Source organism: Sphingomonas sp. OTU376, assembly GCF_038440415.1.
GTDB classification, from domain to species: domain Bacteria; phylum Pseudomonadota; class Alphaproteobacteria; order Sphingomonadales; family Sphingomonadaceae; genus Sphingomonas; species Sphingomonas kyeonggiensis_A.
The window spans coordinates 64,925-82,083 of record NZ_JASATQ010000014.1 but is presented as its reverse complement, the minus strand read 5'-3'; the positions used below and the strand labels follow the sequence as shown (position 1 = coordinate 82,083).

The 17,159-nt window shown below is 68.8% G+C and carries 10 protein-coding genes; 5 read left to right on the top strand and 5 right to left on the bottom strand.

Annotated features, from left to right (window positions below):
• Positions 1–164 precede the first annotated feature (164 nt).
• Positions 165–5,927, bottom strand: a complete 5,763-nt coding sequence (locus tag AAHM44_RS08460; RefSeq protein ID WP_342249687.1) for an alpha-2-macroglobulin family protein — start codon at positions 5,925–5,927, stop codon at positions 165–167.
• A gap of 166 nt (positions 5,928–6,093) precedes the next feature.
• Here AAHM44_RS08460 and AAHM44_RS08455 point away from each other — a divergent pair, with 166 nt between their 5' ends.
• Positions 6,094–7,473 (top strand): glycosyl transferase family protein, encoded by a 1,380-nt coding sequence (locus AAHM44_RS08455; protein WP_342249686.1) that lies wholly within the window; start codon positions 6,094–6,096, stop codon positions 7,471–7,473.
• Positions 7,470–8,468 carry a hypothetical protein gene (locus AAHM44_RS08450; RefSeq protein ID WP_342249685.1) on the top strand — a complete coding sequence of 333 codons (999 nt, stop codon included), beginning with the start codon at positions 7,470–7,472 and terminating at the stop codon, positions 8,466–8,468. The genes AAHM44_RS08455 and AAHM44_RS08450 overlap by 4 nt, the downstream gene beginning before the upstream one ends.
• A gap of 3 nt (positions 8,469–8,471) precedes the next feature.
• Here AAHM44_RS08450 and AAHM44_RS08445 read toward each other — a convergent pair whose 3' ends face one another.
• The 4 genes from AAHM44_RS08445 to AAHM44_RS08430 form a co-directional block, all read right to left on the bottom strand.
• Complete coding sequence (locus AAHM44_RS08445; RefSeq protein WP_269576543.1) at positions 8,472–10,076, bottom strand: ATP-binding protein; 1,605 nt, start codon at positions 10,074–10,076, stop codon at positions 8,472–8,474.
• A gap of 133 nt (positions 10,077–10,209) precedes the next feature.
• Complete coding sequence (locus AAHM44_RS08440) at positions 10,210–10,932, bottom strand: TIGR02186 family protein (RefSeq protein WP_446745973.1); 723 nt, start codon at positions 10,930–10,932, stop codon at positions 10,210–10,212.
• A 35-nt stretch (positions 10,933–10,967) separates the two neighbouring features.
• Positions 10,968–11,882 carry a sulfite exporter TauE/SafE family protein gene (locus tag AAHM44_RS08435; protein WP_269573474.1) on the bottom strand — a complete coding sequence of 305 codons (915 nt, stop codon included), beginning with the start codon at positions 11,880–11,882 and terminating at the stop codon, positions 10,968–10,970.
• A gap of 325 nt (positions 11,883–12,207) precedes the next feature.
• The gene (locus AAHM44_RS08430; RefSeq protein WP_269573475.1) at positions 12,208–13,683 is read right to left on the bottom strand and encodes a M23 family metallopeptidase; all 1,476 of its coding nucleotides are present in this window, start codon (positions 13,681–13,683) and stop codon (positions 12,208–12,210) included.
• A 253-nt stretch (positions 13,684–13,936) separates the two neighbouring features.
• Here AAHM44_RS08430 and AAHM44_RS08425 point away from each other — a divergent pair, with 253 nt between their 5' ends.
• From AAHM44_RS08425 to fdxA, 3 genes are read left to right on the top strand one after another with little or no spacing between them, the layout of a single operon-like run.
• Positions 13,937–16,414, top strand: a complete 2,478-nt coding sequence (locus AAHM44_RS08425) for a helicase-related protein (protein ID WP_342249684.1) — start codon at positions 13,937–13,939, stop codon at positions 16,412–16,414.
• Complete coding sequence (locus tag AAHM44_RS08420) at positions 16,407–16,709, top strand: S4 domain-containing protein (protein ID WP_184162822.1); 303 nt, start codon at positions 16,407–16,409, stop codon at positions 16,707–16,709. Before AAHM44_RS08425 ends, AAHM44_RS08420 begins: the two co-directional genes overlap by 8 nt.
• 59 nt (positions 16,710–16,768) lie before the next feature.
• Positions 16,769–17,107, top strand: coding sequence for a ferredoxin FdxA (gene fdxA, locus AAHM44_RS08415; RefSeq protein ID WP_269573477.1), 339 nt, complete (start codon positions 16,769–16,771; stop codon positions 17,105–17,107).
• Positions 17,108–17,159: the final 52 nt, after the last annotated feature.

Sequence of the window (17,159 nt, the reverse complement as noted above, 5' to 3'; positions counted from 1 at the left end):
CGTGCCGGTGACGCGAGGCGGCGTGACGATTCCGCGCCACCCGCTTTCCTTCCACGCCGCCCGCTCGCGGCCCGCCCAGGCATGCAGCGCCTCGGGCGCATCATCGATGCGCTTCGTCCAGCGGCGGGCGAAGGCGAGGAGGTGGTCGAAAGCCTCCTTCGCCGTCACCGCTGCGCCACGGTCATCACGGCATTGGGCAGCTGCGCGCGGATCTCGGGCGAATACATCGCCTCGATCCGGGTGGAGGGCAGGTTGAACTTGCCCGCCGCATCCAGCCGCATCACGTAGGACACGGTGAAGCTGCCGCGCGGCACCCAGCCGTAAAAGGCGCGCCAGCTGTCATTGCCGCGCTCGATATAGCTGGGCGAGACGCCTTCGCTGGTGCCGGCGTCCTTGGCGAGCATCTCGGACTGGCCGCCGAGATTGCCGACGATCGTCGCGCCCGCCGGGATCGGATCGTTGACCACCACCCAGTTGCGCTCGGCCGAGGCCTCGACGCTGATCGTCACCTTGACCACGTCGCCGCGCGACCAGCTGCCGGGCACCGCCTGCTTGACCGCCTCGACCTTCTTGGTCGCCTTGTAGCCGGCCATCAGCGGCTGGGTGAGCGGCACCGCCGCCTTCACCCGGACGAACGCCCAGGGGCCCGAACCACCCGACTGGTTCAGCACCAGCGGCGTGGTTGCGGCAGGCAGCGGGAAGCTGAACTGGCGCTGCTGCTCGGCCAGCGGCCAGCTGAGGCTCACCGGGCTGAAGCTCGAGAAGCTCGCCGTGGTGACGCCCGCGATCGCTTCGGCCGGATACAGCCCCATGAAGCGCCGCGCCAGGATCGTGCCCCAGGCATTGGCGGTGGTGGTGTCCCAGTGCCCGCGCTGCTGGCGGGATGCGATGCCGACCATCAGCTTGGCCGAGTCATTCTCCCAGCCGGGGCGGCCGAGCGTGGCGAGCAGCGCCTTGATCGCCGCTTCGTCGTCCGACGACATCAGCCACCAGGCCATATGGCCCTTGTCGGAGATATCGACGCGGGTGCCCTCATAGACCAGGCGCTTGCGCAGCTCCTGCTCGGCATTGACGCGGAGCTGCTGGCCATTGGCCAGGCCCTGCACCTTGCCGAGCGCCATCGCATAGTCGGAGAGCGTCGCGGTCGGCATTTCGGCCGGCGCCATGCCGATCTGGCCGAGCATCGCCGAGGTCGCCGCGCCCTGCCGCGCCAGCGCGGTGAAGGCCGCGACGCGCTGCAGGCGGACATCGCCATAATCCTCATGACGAAGCCGCCCGTCGAGCACGGCCTTCATCGCCTCGAGCATCTTGGCCTTGGGGCCTTCGGGCAGCGGCAGGCCCGCCTCGCCGCTGGCCGAAAGGATATAGGCGGTCAGCGCTTCCGAGCCGGGCCAGTCGCCCGGCCAGTAGCGCAGCAGCCCGTCGCCGTCCTGATAGGCCGGCATGTCGCTGGCGATCAGGTTCCACATGCCCGTGTCGCCCAGCGCGATTGCCCGCGAGGTGCGCTGCTCGAGGCAGTTATACGGGTAGTCGGACATATATTCGCGCACGCCGGAGAGCGGCGGGGCGAGGCTGTCGGTCAGGCTCACTTCGACCGCGCCGAAGCCGGGCAGCGCGCCCGCCGGCGGAGCGATGACGAACTGGGTGCCGGTGCCGACCCGGCCGAGCGTCGCCGCCCAGGTCTCGACCGGCACCGCCGGTGCCACCTGCTGGGCGACGGTGATCCGGTCGCTCGACTTGCCGTCGGTGGTCTTCGCCGTGACCGTCCAGCTCAGCTTGCCGTCCTTGGGCGGCGCGGTGAGGTTCCATACCACCGGCGCGGCGCCGCCCGCCGGGATCTCGACGGTCAGCGGCTTGCCGGTCGCATAGGCCGGGCTCAGCGCCACCGTCGCGGTCACCTTCATCGGCTTGCTCGAGCCGTTGCGCAGCGTGAACATCGCGCCGAACTGGTCGCCGGTGCGCACCAGCTGCGGCACGCCCGCATAGATGGTCAGGTCCTGCGACGAGCGGATGCTCGCGCTGCCGGTGCCGAACAGCTGCGGGCCCGAGGTGGCGACCGCAACCAGCTTGAACGAGGTCAGCGCGTCGTTGAGCGTCACCGGCACCCGGGCATGGCCATTGGCGTCGAGCGCGACCTTGCCCTTCCAGAGCAGGACCGGCTGGAAATTCTCGCGGTTGAGGCCCGAAAGGTCCCCGCCGCCGCCACCGCCGCCGGCTTCCACCGCCTTCTTGCCATAGTGGCGCTTGCCGACCACCTGGGTCTGCGCGGTCGAGGTCAGCACCGAGATGGGCCTGTCGCCCATCATCGCGGTCAGCACGTCCCAGCTGTCATTCGGCGAGAGCTGGAGCAGCGCCTCGTCCACCGCGACGAAGGCGACATCGGCCGAGGCGGCGGGCTTGCCGTCGGGGCTCTTCACCGTGACATCGACCTGGGCCACGTCGCGCGCGGCATAGCTCGGCTTGTCGGCCTTCACCGCCACGTCGAGCTTATGGCCTTCCCAGCCGACCTTCACCTTGGCGATGCCCAGGCGATAAGCGGGCTTGGCGAGGTCCACGGTCGCGGTCGGCTCGCCGCCGTCCTTCGACCAGGGCGCGCCCCATTCGCGCGCCATGTTCGATCGCCAGTTCTGCCAGCCGGACACGCGTCCGCGCACCGCCATCACCGATACGAACACGTCCGGCGCATAGTCGCCCGGCATCGGCACTTCGATCACCGGATCCTTGCCGGTCAGCCCGACGACGAAGCTGGAGAGCACGCCCTCGCGCTCCACCGTGACCAGCGCGGTCGCGTCGCGGAACGGCATGCGCACCTGGAACTTGGCGGTCTCGCCCGCCTTGTATTCCTGCTTCTCGGGGATGACGTCCATGCGGTCGCCATTGTCGCCGCCGAACCACCAGTCGTCATCGCCGACCAGCCACACCGACTTGGTCGCGCGGGCGACATTGCCATTGGCATCCTTGGTGGTGGCGACGGCATAGACTTCGCCTGACACACCCGGGTTCAGCTGGCAGCTCGCCAGGCCCTGCGCATCGGTGGTCGCCGAGCAGGTGGCGCCCAGCTTGGTCGTCTTCATCTGGTTGTCATAGGCGTAGAAGCCGCCGATCAACCGGCGCCGCGCAGTCAGGATCTCGCGGCTGTAGAGCTCGACCGAGATCGCCTGGTTGGCGAGCGGCTTGCCCGCGGTGTCGAGCGCGACGAAGCGCAGGCGCAGGTCGTCCTGCTTCATCAGCCAGCCGTCGCTCTTGACGCCGAGCTGCACCGCCGACGTGAAGATCGGGATACGCCGCGACGAGGTCAGCACCTGGCCGTTGGCATCCTGATAGTCCATCTCGACCAGCATCGTGGTGTTCTGCTCGAGCGACTGGGGCACTTCGGCATTGATCCGGCTGGTGCCGTCGGCGCCGAGCGTGGCGGGCAGGGTCTGGGTCGGCGGCAGCTGGACCTGCTCGTCCTCGCCCTCGCCGTTCATGGGCTTGGTGCCCTCGGTCATGGCCCGGCCGCCGAAGGTGTAGCCGTCATAGCCGTCGGGGGTCTTGAAGTCGGCGAAATAGCCGATCCGCGTCTCGACCGGCAGGCTGGCCGCGCCGCCGCCGGAGAGATAGCCGACGAACAGGTCGAGCGGCAGCGCCGAGGGGCGTACCGCGGCGTCCTTGGGCCCGGCGACCGATGCCTTCATCGTCGGCAGCTTGTATTCGTCGACCTTGAACGACTGGCCGGTCCAGATCGTCCGCTCCTTGCCCTCGCCGTCCTTGGTCAGGACGGTCAGGTCGTAATCGCCCATCTTGGCGCCCTGCGGCGCGGTCCATTCGGTCTCGCCGACGCCGTTCTGGTCGATGCTGAGCGGCAGGTCATACTGGGTGTCCGAGCCGCGATGGCTCAGGCGCAGCGTGCCGCTGAACGCCGGCGAAGCGGTGAAGCCCGCCGCCACCGGGGTGCGCACGATGTGCTTCATGTGCACCGTCTCGCCCTGGCGGACGAGCGAGCGGTCGAACACGGTGTGGAACTTCTCCTCCGGCGCCGACCAGCCATAGTTGAGGTCGAAGTCGTACGGCCGGATGCCGTCGCCCCACTGGGTGAGCGTGAAGCTGAAGTCGTCGGCCTTGCGCGCCGAGATCATCAGCGGGCTCGAATTGCCGTTTTCGCAGCTCGAATAGGTCTCGGGCTCGGGCAGGCCGGCGGGGACGCCGAGGCGGCCCGAGGCATCGGTCTTGCCCTTGGCGAGCAGCTGGCCGGTGCAGCTGTCGGTGACGCGCACCTCGGCATCGCCGACGCCCTTGCCGCTGTCGAGCGCGGTGACCCAGACCAGCGACTGGTCGCGGCCCCATTTGAAATGGACGCTCATGTTGGTGACGAGCGCGCCGGCGGCGACGTAACGCGGCGCCTTGCGGCCAAGCAGTGCCTCGCCGAGCCGCGGACTGGCCAGTTCGACGATGTAGAAGCCCGGTTTGCCGAGCGGGATGCCGACAACCTCGAATTCCTTCCCCTTGCCAGGCAAACCGATCTTGAGCGGCTTGCCGACCGCGGGGGTGAGCAGTGGCTTGGCGCCGGTCTGGTTGATCCGGATCGTCTCGTCGCCGCGCTTGATCTCGTCCGATTTGTCCTCGGCCGCATCGGCGAGCGCGCGGAACCACTTGGCGATCTCGCCGTCGCCGCCCTCGACCTTGAGGCTCTGGCCGTTGACCGCCATCTGGCTGCCCTGGAGATCGGGCTCGACATTGCGGACGCTGACCGGAAGGACGCCGCCTTCCTTCGCTTCGAGGATGCCGAAATTGCCGGCGAACTTCACCAGCGGCGGCGGCGCGTCGAACTTGACGTCGAGCGGGAAGCGCTCGGCATTGGCGAGCTTGCGGCCGCTCTCGTCGGTGATGTTGGCGGGGAAGACGACCTTGGCGGTGGTCTCGGCCGGCAGCGGCGCCTTGAACTTGAGGTCGGCGACCGCCGCCTTGTTCTTGTCGTCATCGCCGAAGATCGGCGCGAGTTCCTTGCCGTCGGCGGTCTTGATGCGGATCGCTTCCGCCTGCGCCTTGGGGATCGGCGCGGAGAAGCGCACCCAGGCGTCCTGCACCGGGCTGCAGCCGGCAGTGGGATTTACGCGCGAGCATTCGAAGCGGGCGCTGAATTCCTTGCGCACCGAGAAGTCGAAGCGCTGGTCGGTGCCGGCGGTGCGGCCCGAGGCGCTCTTGATGTCCTTGCCCCAGACCAGCGCCATGTCGCGCCCGGCGGGCAGCGGGCGGCGGCATTTCACCGCGACGACGCTGGCGAGCGACTTGGCCCGGTCCTCCGCCTTGGCGGGGAGCGACTGGGGCAGGCCGGCCTCGCTCAGGAAGCTCTGCACTTCCCAGCGATCGGTGCCGAGATCGGCGAGCAGCTTGGGCGCGACATCGGCGGGGAGGACATCGACCGGGATCTTCTCGCCCAGCCCGTCCACCGAGCAATAGGCATTGGCGCCGACCGAGGCGCGATCGGGCGCCAGGTTCGCCGCCACGACGAACACCTGGTCCTCCTCGATCTCGCTGCCATAGCGGTTTGGCAGCACCGCGCGGGCGATCGGGCCGCCCGAATCGACGGTGAATTCCTTCTGGCCCTGCAGGTTGTAGCCCGACAGGCTCTTGATCCCGTCGCGCAGCACGAACTTGCAGGTGACGCCGCCGGGGAGCGGCGAGGCGAATTCATGGACGAAGGTCTGCTGGTCGACCCAGCGGCCCTGGCCGCCGACCGGGCATTCGACCTTGAAGGGGGATTCGGCGCGGGGGTCGCCCAGCGGTACCATGGGAACGTTGAACCGGGCGGTGAAGCGCTCGATCGCGCCGTCGCCGACGCCGGGCGTCGCCATTTCCACCTGGGGGCCATTGTCGCCGAATGCGGTGACTGCGCCGATCGGTGCCAGCACCAGAGCCAATACGCCAAGCCGGGCAACAAGCTTCATGATGACTTCCCCCTCAGGCAGCGGGCGCACGATAGCCGTGACCCTTGCCAAGTCCAGCGACGAATTAACCGCCTCCGTTTCGGAGGGAAATGCACCATTGCCCTTGATCGTTCCGAGGGCGGCACGGCTAAATTCCCCGTCCGAATCGGAGGGGGATACTGCGCCGGTGGGGGAAGGGCTGCTCATTGCGATCGATGCGGTCGCGCGTGAGACGACATTGTTCGCTGCGCTATGGTTCGTGGTGGGCGGCCTCGATGACCTGCTCGTCGACCTGATCTATCTCGCGCAGCGCCTGCGGGGACCCCCGGCGAGGCTTCCCGCGCTGGGCGGGCCGGTGCCACCGGGGCGGATTGTGGTGTTCGTGCCGGCCTGGGATGAAGCGGCAGTGATCGGGGCGATGCTGCGGGCGGCGCTCGCGCGCTTCGATCATCCCGATTACCGGATCTATGTCGGCGCCTATCCCAATGATCCGGCGACGATCGCGGCGGTCGCCGGCGTCGCGGTCGAGGATGCGCGCATCCGGCTGGTGATCGGCCCGCGGCCGGGGGGGACGACCAAGGCGGATTGCCTCAACACCCTGTGGCGGGCCCTGCTGCGGGACGAGGAAGCCGAGGGTTTCACCGCCAGCGCGATCGTGCTCCACGATGCCGAGGATGTCGTCCATCCGCTCGAGTTGCGCGCCTATGCGCATGGGCTGATCGCGCATGCCGCCGTGCAGCTGCCCGTGCTGCCGCTGGCGCACGCCCATTCGCGCTTCTTCGCCGGGCATTACCTGGACGAATTCGCGGAAGCCCATGGCCGGGCGCTGGTCGTGCGGCAGACCGTGGGTGCGGGCCTGCCCTTTGCCGGGGTGGGCTGCGCGATCCGGCGCGACATGCTGGCGCGGCTGGCGGATCTGCGCGGTGGCGGGCCGTTCGATGCCGAGAGCCTGGTCGAGGATTACGAGCTCGGCCTCACCCTCGCGGCGATGGGTGCGCCGGCGCATCTGCTCCGGATCGCCGAGGCACCGGGCGGTCCGCTGGTTGCGGTGCGGGCCTATTTCCCGGCCACGCTCGATGCGGCCGTGCGCCAGAAGTCGCGCTGGATGATCGGGATCGCCCTGGCCGGCTGGGACCGCACCGGCTGGGGCGGCTGGCGCCAGATCGGCGACAACTGGATGCGGATGCGCGACCGGCGGGCAACGCTGGAGATACCGGTGCTGGCGCTCGCCTATCTCTCGATTCTAGGCTGGGCAACCTCGCTTGGCGGGCATCTGCTGGCGGGCACCACGCCGGTTACGCCTTCCGTGCTGATGCAGGCGGTTCTGTGGGTGAACCTCGCGCTGCTGGTCTGGCGGCTTGCGGTTCGCGCCGCCTTTGTCCGGCGTGCCTATGGCTGGCGCGAGGCGCTGTGGTCGATGCCACGGGTGCTGACGAGCAACGCGGTCGCGCTGCTCGCGGCACGGCGAGCGCTGTTCGCCTATGTGCGGATGCTGCGCGGGGCACCGCCGCGCTGGGACAAGACCGCGCACCAGTTTCCCGATCTCGCCCCGGCCAGCGGCGGATGAACGGCCGGGGCCGGCCGCTGCGCTTCCTGGCGATGGTAGCGGTCGCCTGGGTGGGCGCGCGCGTTGCGATCCTGTGGCCGCAGACCGGGTCCTTGCCGGCGGCGATCGAGGCGGCAATCCCGATCGCGCGTGCCGCCCCCGCCGGCGCTCCCATGGTGCCCAAGCCGGCCACCCGGCATCTCGAGGTGTCGCTGCGTCCGGCAATAACAGCACCCCTGCCGGCATATCGCACGCCCCTGGGGGACGATAACCCCAGGGTGCAGCTCGCGCTGATGGCGCTTGCCCAATATGGCGAGGCCTATGCGGTCCCGCCGCCGCTCCTCACCCTGCCGGGCCGCTCCGTGGCAAGCGTCGCGGCCGCCCCCGAGCGCCTCGATCCTCTGCCCGATCGCTGGTCGCTGAGTGCGTGGATGGTAGCGCGCGGCGCGGGCGGCAGCGGCGCGGCCCCCGGCGGGCAGATCGGTGGCGGGCAGGCGGGTGCGCGGGTCGCGTGGCTGGTATCGCCGCGGCATCGCCTCGCTGCCTATGGCCGGATCACCACGCCTCTGTCCGGCAGCGGGCGCGAAGCGGCGCTGGGTCTCGAATGGCAACCGTCACGCGCGCCGGTGCGGCTGATCGCCGAACGTCGTTTCGGGCTCGACGGCAATCCGGGCGGCACCGGGCTCGGCCTGATTACCGGCTTGGATACCGAATGGCGCGGCTTCCGGCTGGAAGCCTATGGCCAGGCCGGCGCGGTGCTGCGGCGGCGCGCCGATCCCTATGCCGATGGTGCCGCGCGCGGCACGCGAACGGTCGAGACGAGCGGGCCCGTGCGGCTGGGGCTGGGCGCCGGTGCCTGGGGCGCGGCGCAGCGCGATGCGCGGCGGCTCGATATCGGCCCCTCGGCGACGCTGGCGGTGCGCAACCTGCGGCTGGCGCTCGACTGGCGCCAGCGCGTGGCGGGCGAGGCAAGGCCGGGATCCGGTCTCGCGCTCACCTTGGGTGCCGACTTCTGAGGCTTACTTCCCCTGGGCGCGCCAGCGCCGGATCGTGCGCTCGAGGATCTGCTCCTCGCCGCCGGTATCGCGCCACAGTTCGGAGAACAGCGGATCGTCCGAAGCCGGGCGCTTGTTGTCCTCGAGGCTGTCGAACAGCAGGCGGATCGGCGTCGCGACGCCTTCGCCCACCGCGATGCATTCCCGATTCCGGAGCGCCGGGATCGAATCGAGGAAACCGCGCGCGCCTTCGGGCATCGCCGCTTTCACAAAGGCCTGGTCGCGCTCGTTGTTCAGGCGCATCGACAGGATCGTGCCGCACTGGGAAAGCACGCCTTCGGCCAGGTCCGACGGGCGCTGGGTGATCAGGCCCAGCGACACGCCATATTTACGGCCTTCCTTGGCGATACGGCTGAGGATGCGGCCGACCGAGGAGCCATCGGCGTTGCGCTCGTTGGGGACGTAGCGGTGCGCTTCCTCGCAGACGAGCAGGATCGGCCGCTTGCTCTCGCCGCGCGACCAGATCGCGAAGTCGAACACCATGCGGCTGAGCACCGCGACCACCACCGAAGTGATTTCGCTGGGCACGCCCGACACGTCGATGATCGAGATCGGCTTGCCGTCGCCCGGCAGGCGGAAGACGCGCGACAGGAAGCTCGCCATCGTGTCCGCCACCAGCATGCCCGAGAACATGAAGGCGTAGCGCGGGTCGCCCTTGATCTCGTCGATCTTCGAACGGATGCGCAGGAACGGCGCCGTGTCGGTCGCCTTGTCCATCTTGCCCATTTCGAGCTGCAGGATCTGGGTCAGGTCGCTCAGCAGATAGGGGATCGGCGCGTCGACGGTGAGCTTGCCGATCTCGGCGGCCAGCCGGTTCTTCTGCTTGGCGGCGAGCACGCACTTGGCGAGGATGTCCGCGTCCATCTGCCGGTCCGAGCCGGAGCTGGTCAGGAACACTTCGCAATGTTCCTCGAAGTTCATCAGCCAGTACGGCATCTGCAGGTTGCTGACGTCGTACAGCGCGCCGGTGGTCTTGAACGCGCTGGCATATTCGCCGTGCGGATCGACCATCACGACATGGCCCTGCGGTGCCAGCTCGCAGATCCGGTGGAGGATCAGCGCGGCCGCGGTCGACTTGCCGGTACCGGTCGAGCCGAGCAGCGCGAAATGCTTGCCGAGCATCGAATCGACATAGAGCGCGGCGCGGATATCCTTGGTCGGATAGACATTGCCGATCTCGATATGGGCGCGGTCCTCGGCGGCGTAGATCTGCTTGAGGTCGGCGGTCGAGACCGGGAAGACCGGCGCGCCCGGCGTCGGATAGCGCGTCACGCCGCGGCGGAACTTGTAGAGCTTGCCGGTCAGCCGCTCCTCGTCACCCTCGCCGAGGAAGTCGATATAGGCGGCGATGTGATCGCCCTGCAGCTTGAGCGAGCGGACATTGGCGATCAGCCAGGTCGCGCCGACACGCACCTTCACCTGGCTGCCGACCTGACCGGCATTGGCGACGGTGGGATCGGGATTGCCCTCGAGCGCATGCAGCGCTTCGGGATCGATCAGCACCTGGCTCGACGAGCCGGCGATCTCGAGCACCGCGCCGATCGGCTCGACCGGCGCCCGCGAGGGCATGCCCTCGGAAGATGAAACCGACGCCGCGCCATCGAACCCGCGCGCGCCAAACTGGCCGTCCATTCGGCTGCTCCCCGTTACCGCTCCCAACTATGCGCGCGGGGAGGTAAATATTGGGTGAGTCCCGAAGCTTTCAGAAGCGTTTCCACACCGCCCCGGCGCCCCAGCCGAACAGGATGGAGAGGGCGACGGCGACGATGCCGTAGAGCACCGAATAGTGATCTGCCGAATGGGCGACGAAGCGCTCGAAGCCGGATTTGCGGATTTCGATGGGGCGCACCGCGGCGGCGAGCACGCGGCCGTCGCGAATCAGGAAGGTCTCGGCGGTGAACTTGCCGATCGGCACGCGCGCCGGGATCTTGAGCCGGGCGCGGTAGAGCACGCCGTCGGTGATCTCCACCGCACCGGGCGCCTGGTAATAGAGGCCGGCCCGCGTGCGCAGGTCTTCCAGTCCCTTGTCGAAGCGCGTCTGGACTTCGGGGGCGGCGCTGGATGCCGGGGAGAGCTGCAGGCTCTCGACGCCGAGTTCGTAGATCGCGCGCGTGCGCTCATCGACGATCCTGTCGATCGGCCGCGACGAGGCGATGGCGTAGAAGCTCGGGGCCGAACGATAGCGCATGCGTTCGGCATTCACCCAGATGCCGGCCACCTTTTCCTTCTCGCGCACCTGCACCGATTGGGTGGGGCCCTTCACCACCACGACGATGTCGGCCGGCTTCTCGTCCTGCCCCGGCGCGCGGCCGCCGGGATAGAGGATCGCACCGAACAGCAGCAGCTCGGCACCGGTGAACGAATAGGCGATCTCGATATCGCGTTGCGAAACATCGGGCACCAGCCTGGGCTTGGCCTGGCCCATCAGCAGCGGCGCGAGTGCCAGGAGGAGCAATCGCCTCACAGCAGCTCGACCGAGTAGATCTCGTCCGGCTGCCAGGCGAGGCCGAGCAGCATGCGGATCGCCACCAGCAGCACGATCACCGCAAGGATGAAGCGCAGATATTCGGGCTTCACCGCCAGCGCGAAGCGCGCACCCATCTGCGCGCCGATCACCGAGCCGAGGAGGAGCAGGGCGGCGAGGACGATGTCCACCGCCTTGGTGGTGGTCGCGTGGACCATGGTCGCCGCGGCGGTGACGAACAGGATCTGGAACAGCGAGGTACCGACCACGACCTGGGTGCCCATGCCGAGCAGGTAGAGCATCGCCGGCACCAGGATGAATCCGCCGCCGACGCCGAGCAGCACGGTAAGGATGCCGGTGAAGAAGCCGAGCAGCAGCGGCGCGAGCGGCGAGATGTAGAGGCCGGAGGAATAGAAGCGCCAGCGCAAGGGGAGCATCGCGACGAGCGGATGGTGGCGGCGCTTGCGCGCGCGCGGCGGCCGGGCGCCGCGCGTCACTCGGATCGCCTGCACCGATTCGTGCAGCATCAACCCGCCGATCGAGCCGAGCATCAGCACATAGAGTATGCCGATCACCACATCGATCTGGCCGCTTTTCTGGAGCAGGGTGAACAGCCCCGCGCCGGCGATGCTGCCGATCACGCCGCCCACCACCAGCACCGCGCCCATATGCACGTCCACCCCGCCGCGCCGGAAATGGGCGAGCACGCCCGAGACGCTGGCACCGGTCACCTGGCTCGCGGCAGAGGCGGCAGCGACGGTGGGCGGAATACCGTAGAAGATCAGCAGCGGCGTGGTCAGGAATCCGCCGCCCACGCCGAACATGCCCGAAAGCAGCCCGACACCGAAGCCGAGCGCGACGATGACCAGCGCATTGACCGACAGGTTGGCGATCGGGAGGTAGAGATCCATTGTGCGCCAGCGATACCGCGTTTGCGGTGCAGTGCAAAAGCCATCTCGATCCGCGTCCGGAGGATCGGCGCGGTTGCAATGTAGGATTTCGCCTGCTTGGCTCGCGCTGCCGGGCCGCCACCCGGCCGCTCCTTCAACCTGTAGGGAAAATAGGATCACGCGCGCGCAACAATGTTACGGGATGCGGCGCGTTTCCGTCGGGAAGGTCAAAATTCCGGCGGCTAAAACCCGCTCTTGGCCTGTACTTCGTGTACTTTCGCGAGTTTTCCCGGATCCGCTGTTGGAACGCGCGGGACGCCGGCATTGGCCGGACGCCGGCGCCTCTTCAGTCTTCGGCGTCCTTCACCGCGCCATGCCCCACGGGCACCGCGAGCAGGCGGCCGAGCTGTGCCTTGAACTCGCCAAGGTCGCCGCCGGTGAGTTGCTGGGTCGAGGTGAACGACACCGAGCGCGGGTTCACCGCCACGCCGTTGCGATAGAGCTCGTAATGGAGGTGCGGGCCGGTCGACAGGCCGGTATTGCCCACCGCGCCGATCCGCTGGCCGCGGCGGACACGCTCGCCATTGCGGACATAGATGCGGCTCAGATGGCCATAGCCGGTGCCATAGCCATTGCCGTGGCCGATCTTGATGAAGTTGCCATAGCCGCTGCTGCGCCCGGCAACCTGGACGACGCCGTCGCTCGCGGCGAACACCGGCGAGCCCCAGGGGGCGGCGATGTCCACGCCCTTGTGCATGCGGGTATAGCCCAGGATCGGGTGGCGGCGCATGCCGAAGCCCGAGGAGAAGCGGCCATTGGCCGGCATCGCCATCGCGCCGGTCGAGTTGCCCTTGCCGGCGCCGTCGAACCAGCTGGTCTTGCCGCCCTGCTCGAACGGCGCGAGCTGCACCTTGCTGGCGCAGCCGTTCACGCCGGCATACATCAGGCTGCCGAGCTGGACCTCGCCGGTCGCGGCGCGGGCCTGGCCGACGATGATGTCGAACTTGCAGTCCGAACCGAGCCGCGACACCGCGGTGCGCGTCGCCAGTGTCTTGATATAGCTCTCCACCGCCTTGGCCGGGGCGCCGGCGGCGCGGGCCGAGCGATAGAGCGACGAGCCGATCGTGCCCTGGATGCGCAGCGGCGTGCGGTCGATCGCGATCGGGATCTGCTTGAGGCTGAGCGCGCCGCCATTGCGGGCGACTTCGATCGCCAGGTCGAAGCGCGCGCGCATCGCCAGCTTCTCGAGCGGGCGCGGCTGCGACTTGTCGGTGCGGCGGCCCAGCGTCAGGTCGAGCATCGTGCCGGGTTGCAGGTCGCCGCTGGCTACCGCCTTGGTGACGAGCTGCTCGACCATGTTGGCGTCGGTCTTGCCCACGCCGGAGCGCAGCAGCGAGCCGAGCAGCGAGCCGGTATATTTGGTGTCGAGCTCGATGATCGGGCGTTCGGGCGTATCGGTCAGCGGGGCGACCAGCCCGGTCGCGGCCATGCGCGTGCCGGTGGTCGAGCCCATGCCGAGCGGCTTGATCGCCTGGGCCTGGGTCGCCTCGAACTCCGCGCCGGAGACCGGGGCGGGGACCGAACCGTAGATCGGGTTCTCGAAGCCGGGGGCGAGCAGCAGCGTCGCGGTGATCAGGGCGACGCAGGTCGCGGCGCCGCGATACCAGGTCAGCGAGCCGATGCGCGAGCCGAGATCGGGGGCGAATTCGAAGTCGGCGAGCTTCTCGCTCAACCGTGCTGCGAAGCCATGTGCGGGTGCCTTGGCAAGCGCGGATGCGCCGCCGCCGGTCAGGCCCTCTCCATGGTCACTACGCAGGTACAAGGCGTAACGCCCCCCAAAAGGTCGTCGATGTCGTGCCGTAAACCCCCGGCTACCGACGAAATCAGTGTGCAAGGCAGGACTTAAAGTCAAATTAAGTACCCTGTTGGGGGCCGCATCGTGCGGCGAGCTGTGGCGCCGCGCGGATGAAGCGAGGCATTCACTATAATCGCCAGTGTTTCCAACATGGTTAAGGCGATTCGCAAACTCGGGGGAGTTGCTTAAGGGGCGACTCGGAACGATCTTGGGAGGCGCAATGAGTCGTTTCGCGCGTTCTCCGATCACTGCCGTGCTGGGCCCCACCAACACCGGCAAGACGCATCTCGCAGTCGAGCGGATGGCGGGTCATGCCAGCGGCATGATCGGCTTCCCGCTGCGCCTGCTCGCCCGCGAAGTCTATGATCGCGTTGTGAAAATGAAGGGCAGCGATGCCGAGGTGGCGCTGATCACCGGCGAGGAGAAGATCTGCCCGCCCAAGGCGCGCTGGTTCCTGTGCACGGCGGAATCGATGCCGCTGGAGCGCGAGGTGGCGTTCGTCGGGCTGGACGAGGCGCAGCTCGGCGCCGACCCCGAGCGCGGCCATGTCTTCACCGATCGGCTGCTGCGCGCCCGCGGCTTTGCGGAAACCATGATCCTCGGCTCGGACAGCCTGAAACCGATGCTCAAGGCGCTGGTGCCCGATGCCGAGATTATCGGCCGGCCGCGCTTCTCGACGCTCAGCTATGCCGGCGCCAAGAAGCTGTCGCGCCTCCCCCGGCGCAGCGCGATCGTCGCGTTCAGCGCCGAGGAAGTCTATGCGGTGGCCGAGGCGCTGCGCCGCCTGCGCGGCGGTGCGGCGGTGGTGATGGGAGCCTTGTCCCCCCGCACCCGCAACGCCCAGGTCGCGATGTTCCAGGCGGGCGAAGTCGACTATCTCGTCGCCACCGATGCGATCGGCATGGGGCTCAACATGGACGTCCACCATGTCGCCTTCGCCTCGCTCACCAAGTTCGACGGCCGCCGCCAGCGCCGGCTGACCGTGGCGGAGATGGCGCAGATCGCCGGGCGCGCGGGGCGCCACCAGCGCGACGGTACCTTCGGCGCACTCCACGACGACGGCCCCAATGCCTTCACTCCCGAGGAAGTGCTCGCGATCGAGGCGCACCGGGTGCCGCCGCTCGAGAAGCTGTTCTGGCGCCAGGGCGAGCCCGACTTCGCCAGCGTCGAGGCGCTGATCGCCAGCCTCGAGGCGAAACCGACCAGCGAAGTGCTGCGCGCCGCGCCCGAAGCGGTGGACCTGGCCGTGCTCAAGCGGCTGTCCGAAGAGGATTGGGTGCGCCAGCGGGTGCGCGCGCCGGCGATGGTCAGGCGGCTCTGGGCGGCCTGCGGCCTGCCCGATTTCCGCAAGCTCGGTGCCGAGCCGCACAGCCGCTTCGTCGGCCGGTTGTTCGGGCATCTGTCCGAGGGGCGCGGCCATGTCCCGCACCAGTGGTTCGCCGACGAGATCCAGCGGCTCGACAATATGGGCGGCGATGTCGAAACGCTGGCGGGGCGCATCGCGGCGGCGCGGAGTTGGGCCTATATCGCCCACCGCGCCGACTGGCTGGAGGATCCGATCCACTGGGCCGAGCGCACCCGCGCGGTGGAGGAGAAGCTCTCGGATGCGCTCCATGCCAGCCTCACCCAGCGCTTTGTCGACAAGCGCACCACGGTGCTGCTCCGCCAGATCGGCGCCGATGCCTCGAACCTGCCGGTGACGATCGGGCCAGAGGGCGAAGTGAGCGTCGAGGAGCATGCGCTGGGCACGCTCACCGGCTTCCGCTTCACTGTCGCGCCCGAGGCGCGGGCGGCCGACAAGCGCATGCTGCTCGCGGCGGCGGAGAAACGGCTGGGCGGCGAGTTCAGGAAGCGTGGCGCTGCGCTGGCCGAGGCGGAGGATGGCGCAATCACGCTCGCCGGTTCGGTGCTTGCCTGGAGCGGCGTCGGGGTGGCGACGCTGGAGCCCGGTGCCAATATCGCCCGACCGCGCATCCGGCTCGACCGTTCGCTTGATGTGCTCGACCCGCAAGCAAGGGCCGCCGTTCAGGCACGCCTCGATCGCTGGTTCGCGGAGCAGATCGGCAAGCGCCTGACCGTGCTCGGCAAGCTCGACGAAGTCACGCGCGATCCGCAGGCCGGCTCGCCGCTCCGCGCCCTCGCCAATGCGCTGCTGGAGGCTGGCGGCCTGCTCCCGCGCCGTGCCGCGGCTCAGCTGGTGGAGGCGCTCGATCCGCCGGCGCGCCAGCGGCTGCGCAAGATCGGCGTCACGATCGGCACGCTCGACATCTTCGCGCCGGCCCTGCTCAAGCCCGGCTCGGCCGCCCGGCGCCGCGAGCTGATGGGCCTGGCCGATGCCCCACGCGACGGCGCGGCGGTGCTGCCGCGCACCGCGCCCGGCGCCGATCTCGTCCATGGCTATCGCCCGCTCGGCGCCCAGGCCGTCCGCGTCGATCTGGTCGAGCGCATCGCCCGTGCCGCGCATGGCAGCCGCAAGGGGCGCAAGCCCTTCGCGCCCGATCCGGCGCTTGCCACGTCGATGGGTCTCACTGCGGAAACGCTCGGCCGGCTGATGGCGCAGCTCGGCTTCCGGACGGCGCGTGGTCCGGAAGGCGAGCCGCAGCGCTGGATCTGGCAGGGGCTGGTCGCACCGCCCAAGCCCAAGGCGCCGCCGCGCGACAACGCCTTTGCCGTGCTCGCGGAGCTCAAGCATGGCTGATGCGGGCACCATGCGGGTCGATCGCTTCCTGTGGTGGGCGCGCCTCGCCGGCACCCGCTCGGCGGCACAGGCGATCGCCGAGAAGGGCACGCTGCGCATCGACGGGCGTCGGATCGAGCGCAGCTCCGCCTGTGTGCGTGTCGGCTGCGTCATCGCCTTTCCGCTCTACGGCAAGGTGCGTGTCGTCCGGGTGGAGCAACTGCCCTCCCGGCGCGGCCCGCCAGCGGAAGGGCGCGCCTGCTACCAGGACCTCAGTGTCGCTGCGAACGTCTCGCAGGAAGCGCCATATGATTGACGCAGCGAAACCACAGGCATAGCAGGACCGGCAGTTTTCCGTTCCAAGGGGCCGTTTCCATGACCTATGTCGTCACCGACAATTGCATCCGGTGCAAGTACATGGATTGTGTCGAGGTGTGTCCGGTCGATTGCTTCTACGAGGGCGAGAACATGCTCGTCATCAATCCGAACGAGTGCATCGATTGCGGCGTCTGCGAGCCCGAGTGCCCGGCCGAGGCGATCCTGCCCGATACCGAGAACGGCCTCGAGAAGTGGCTTGAGCTGAACCGGACCTATTCCGAATCCTGGCCGAACATCACGCAGAAGGGCGATGTGCCCGCCGATGCGGATGCGATGAAGGACGTGCCGGACAAGTTCGAGCAGTTCTTCTCGGCGGAGCCCGGTTCGGGCAGCTAGGCTTACCCGATTTGGCGGCCCCGGCCGCCAAATCCTCAGAAATCTGCGAGAA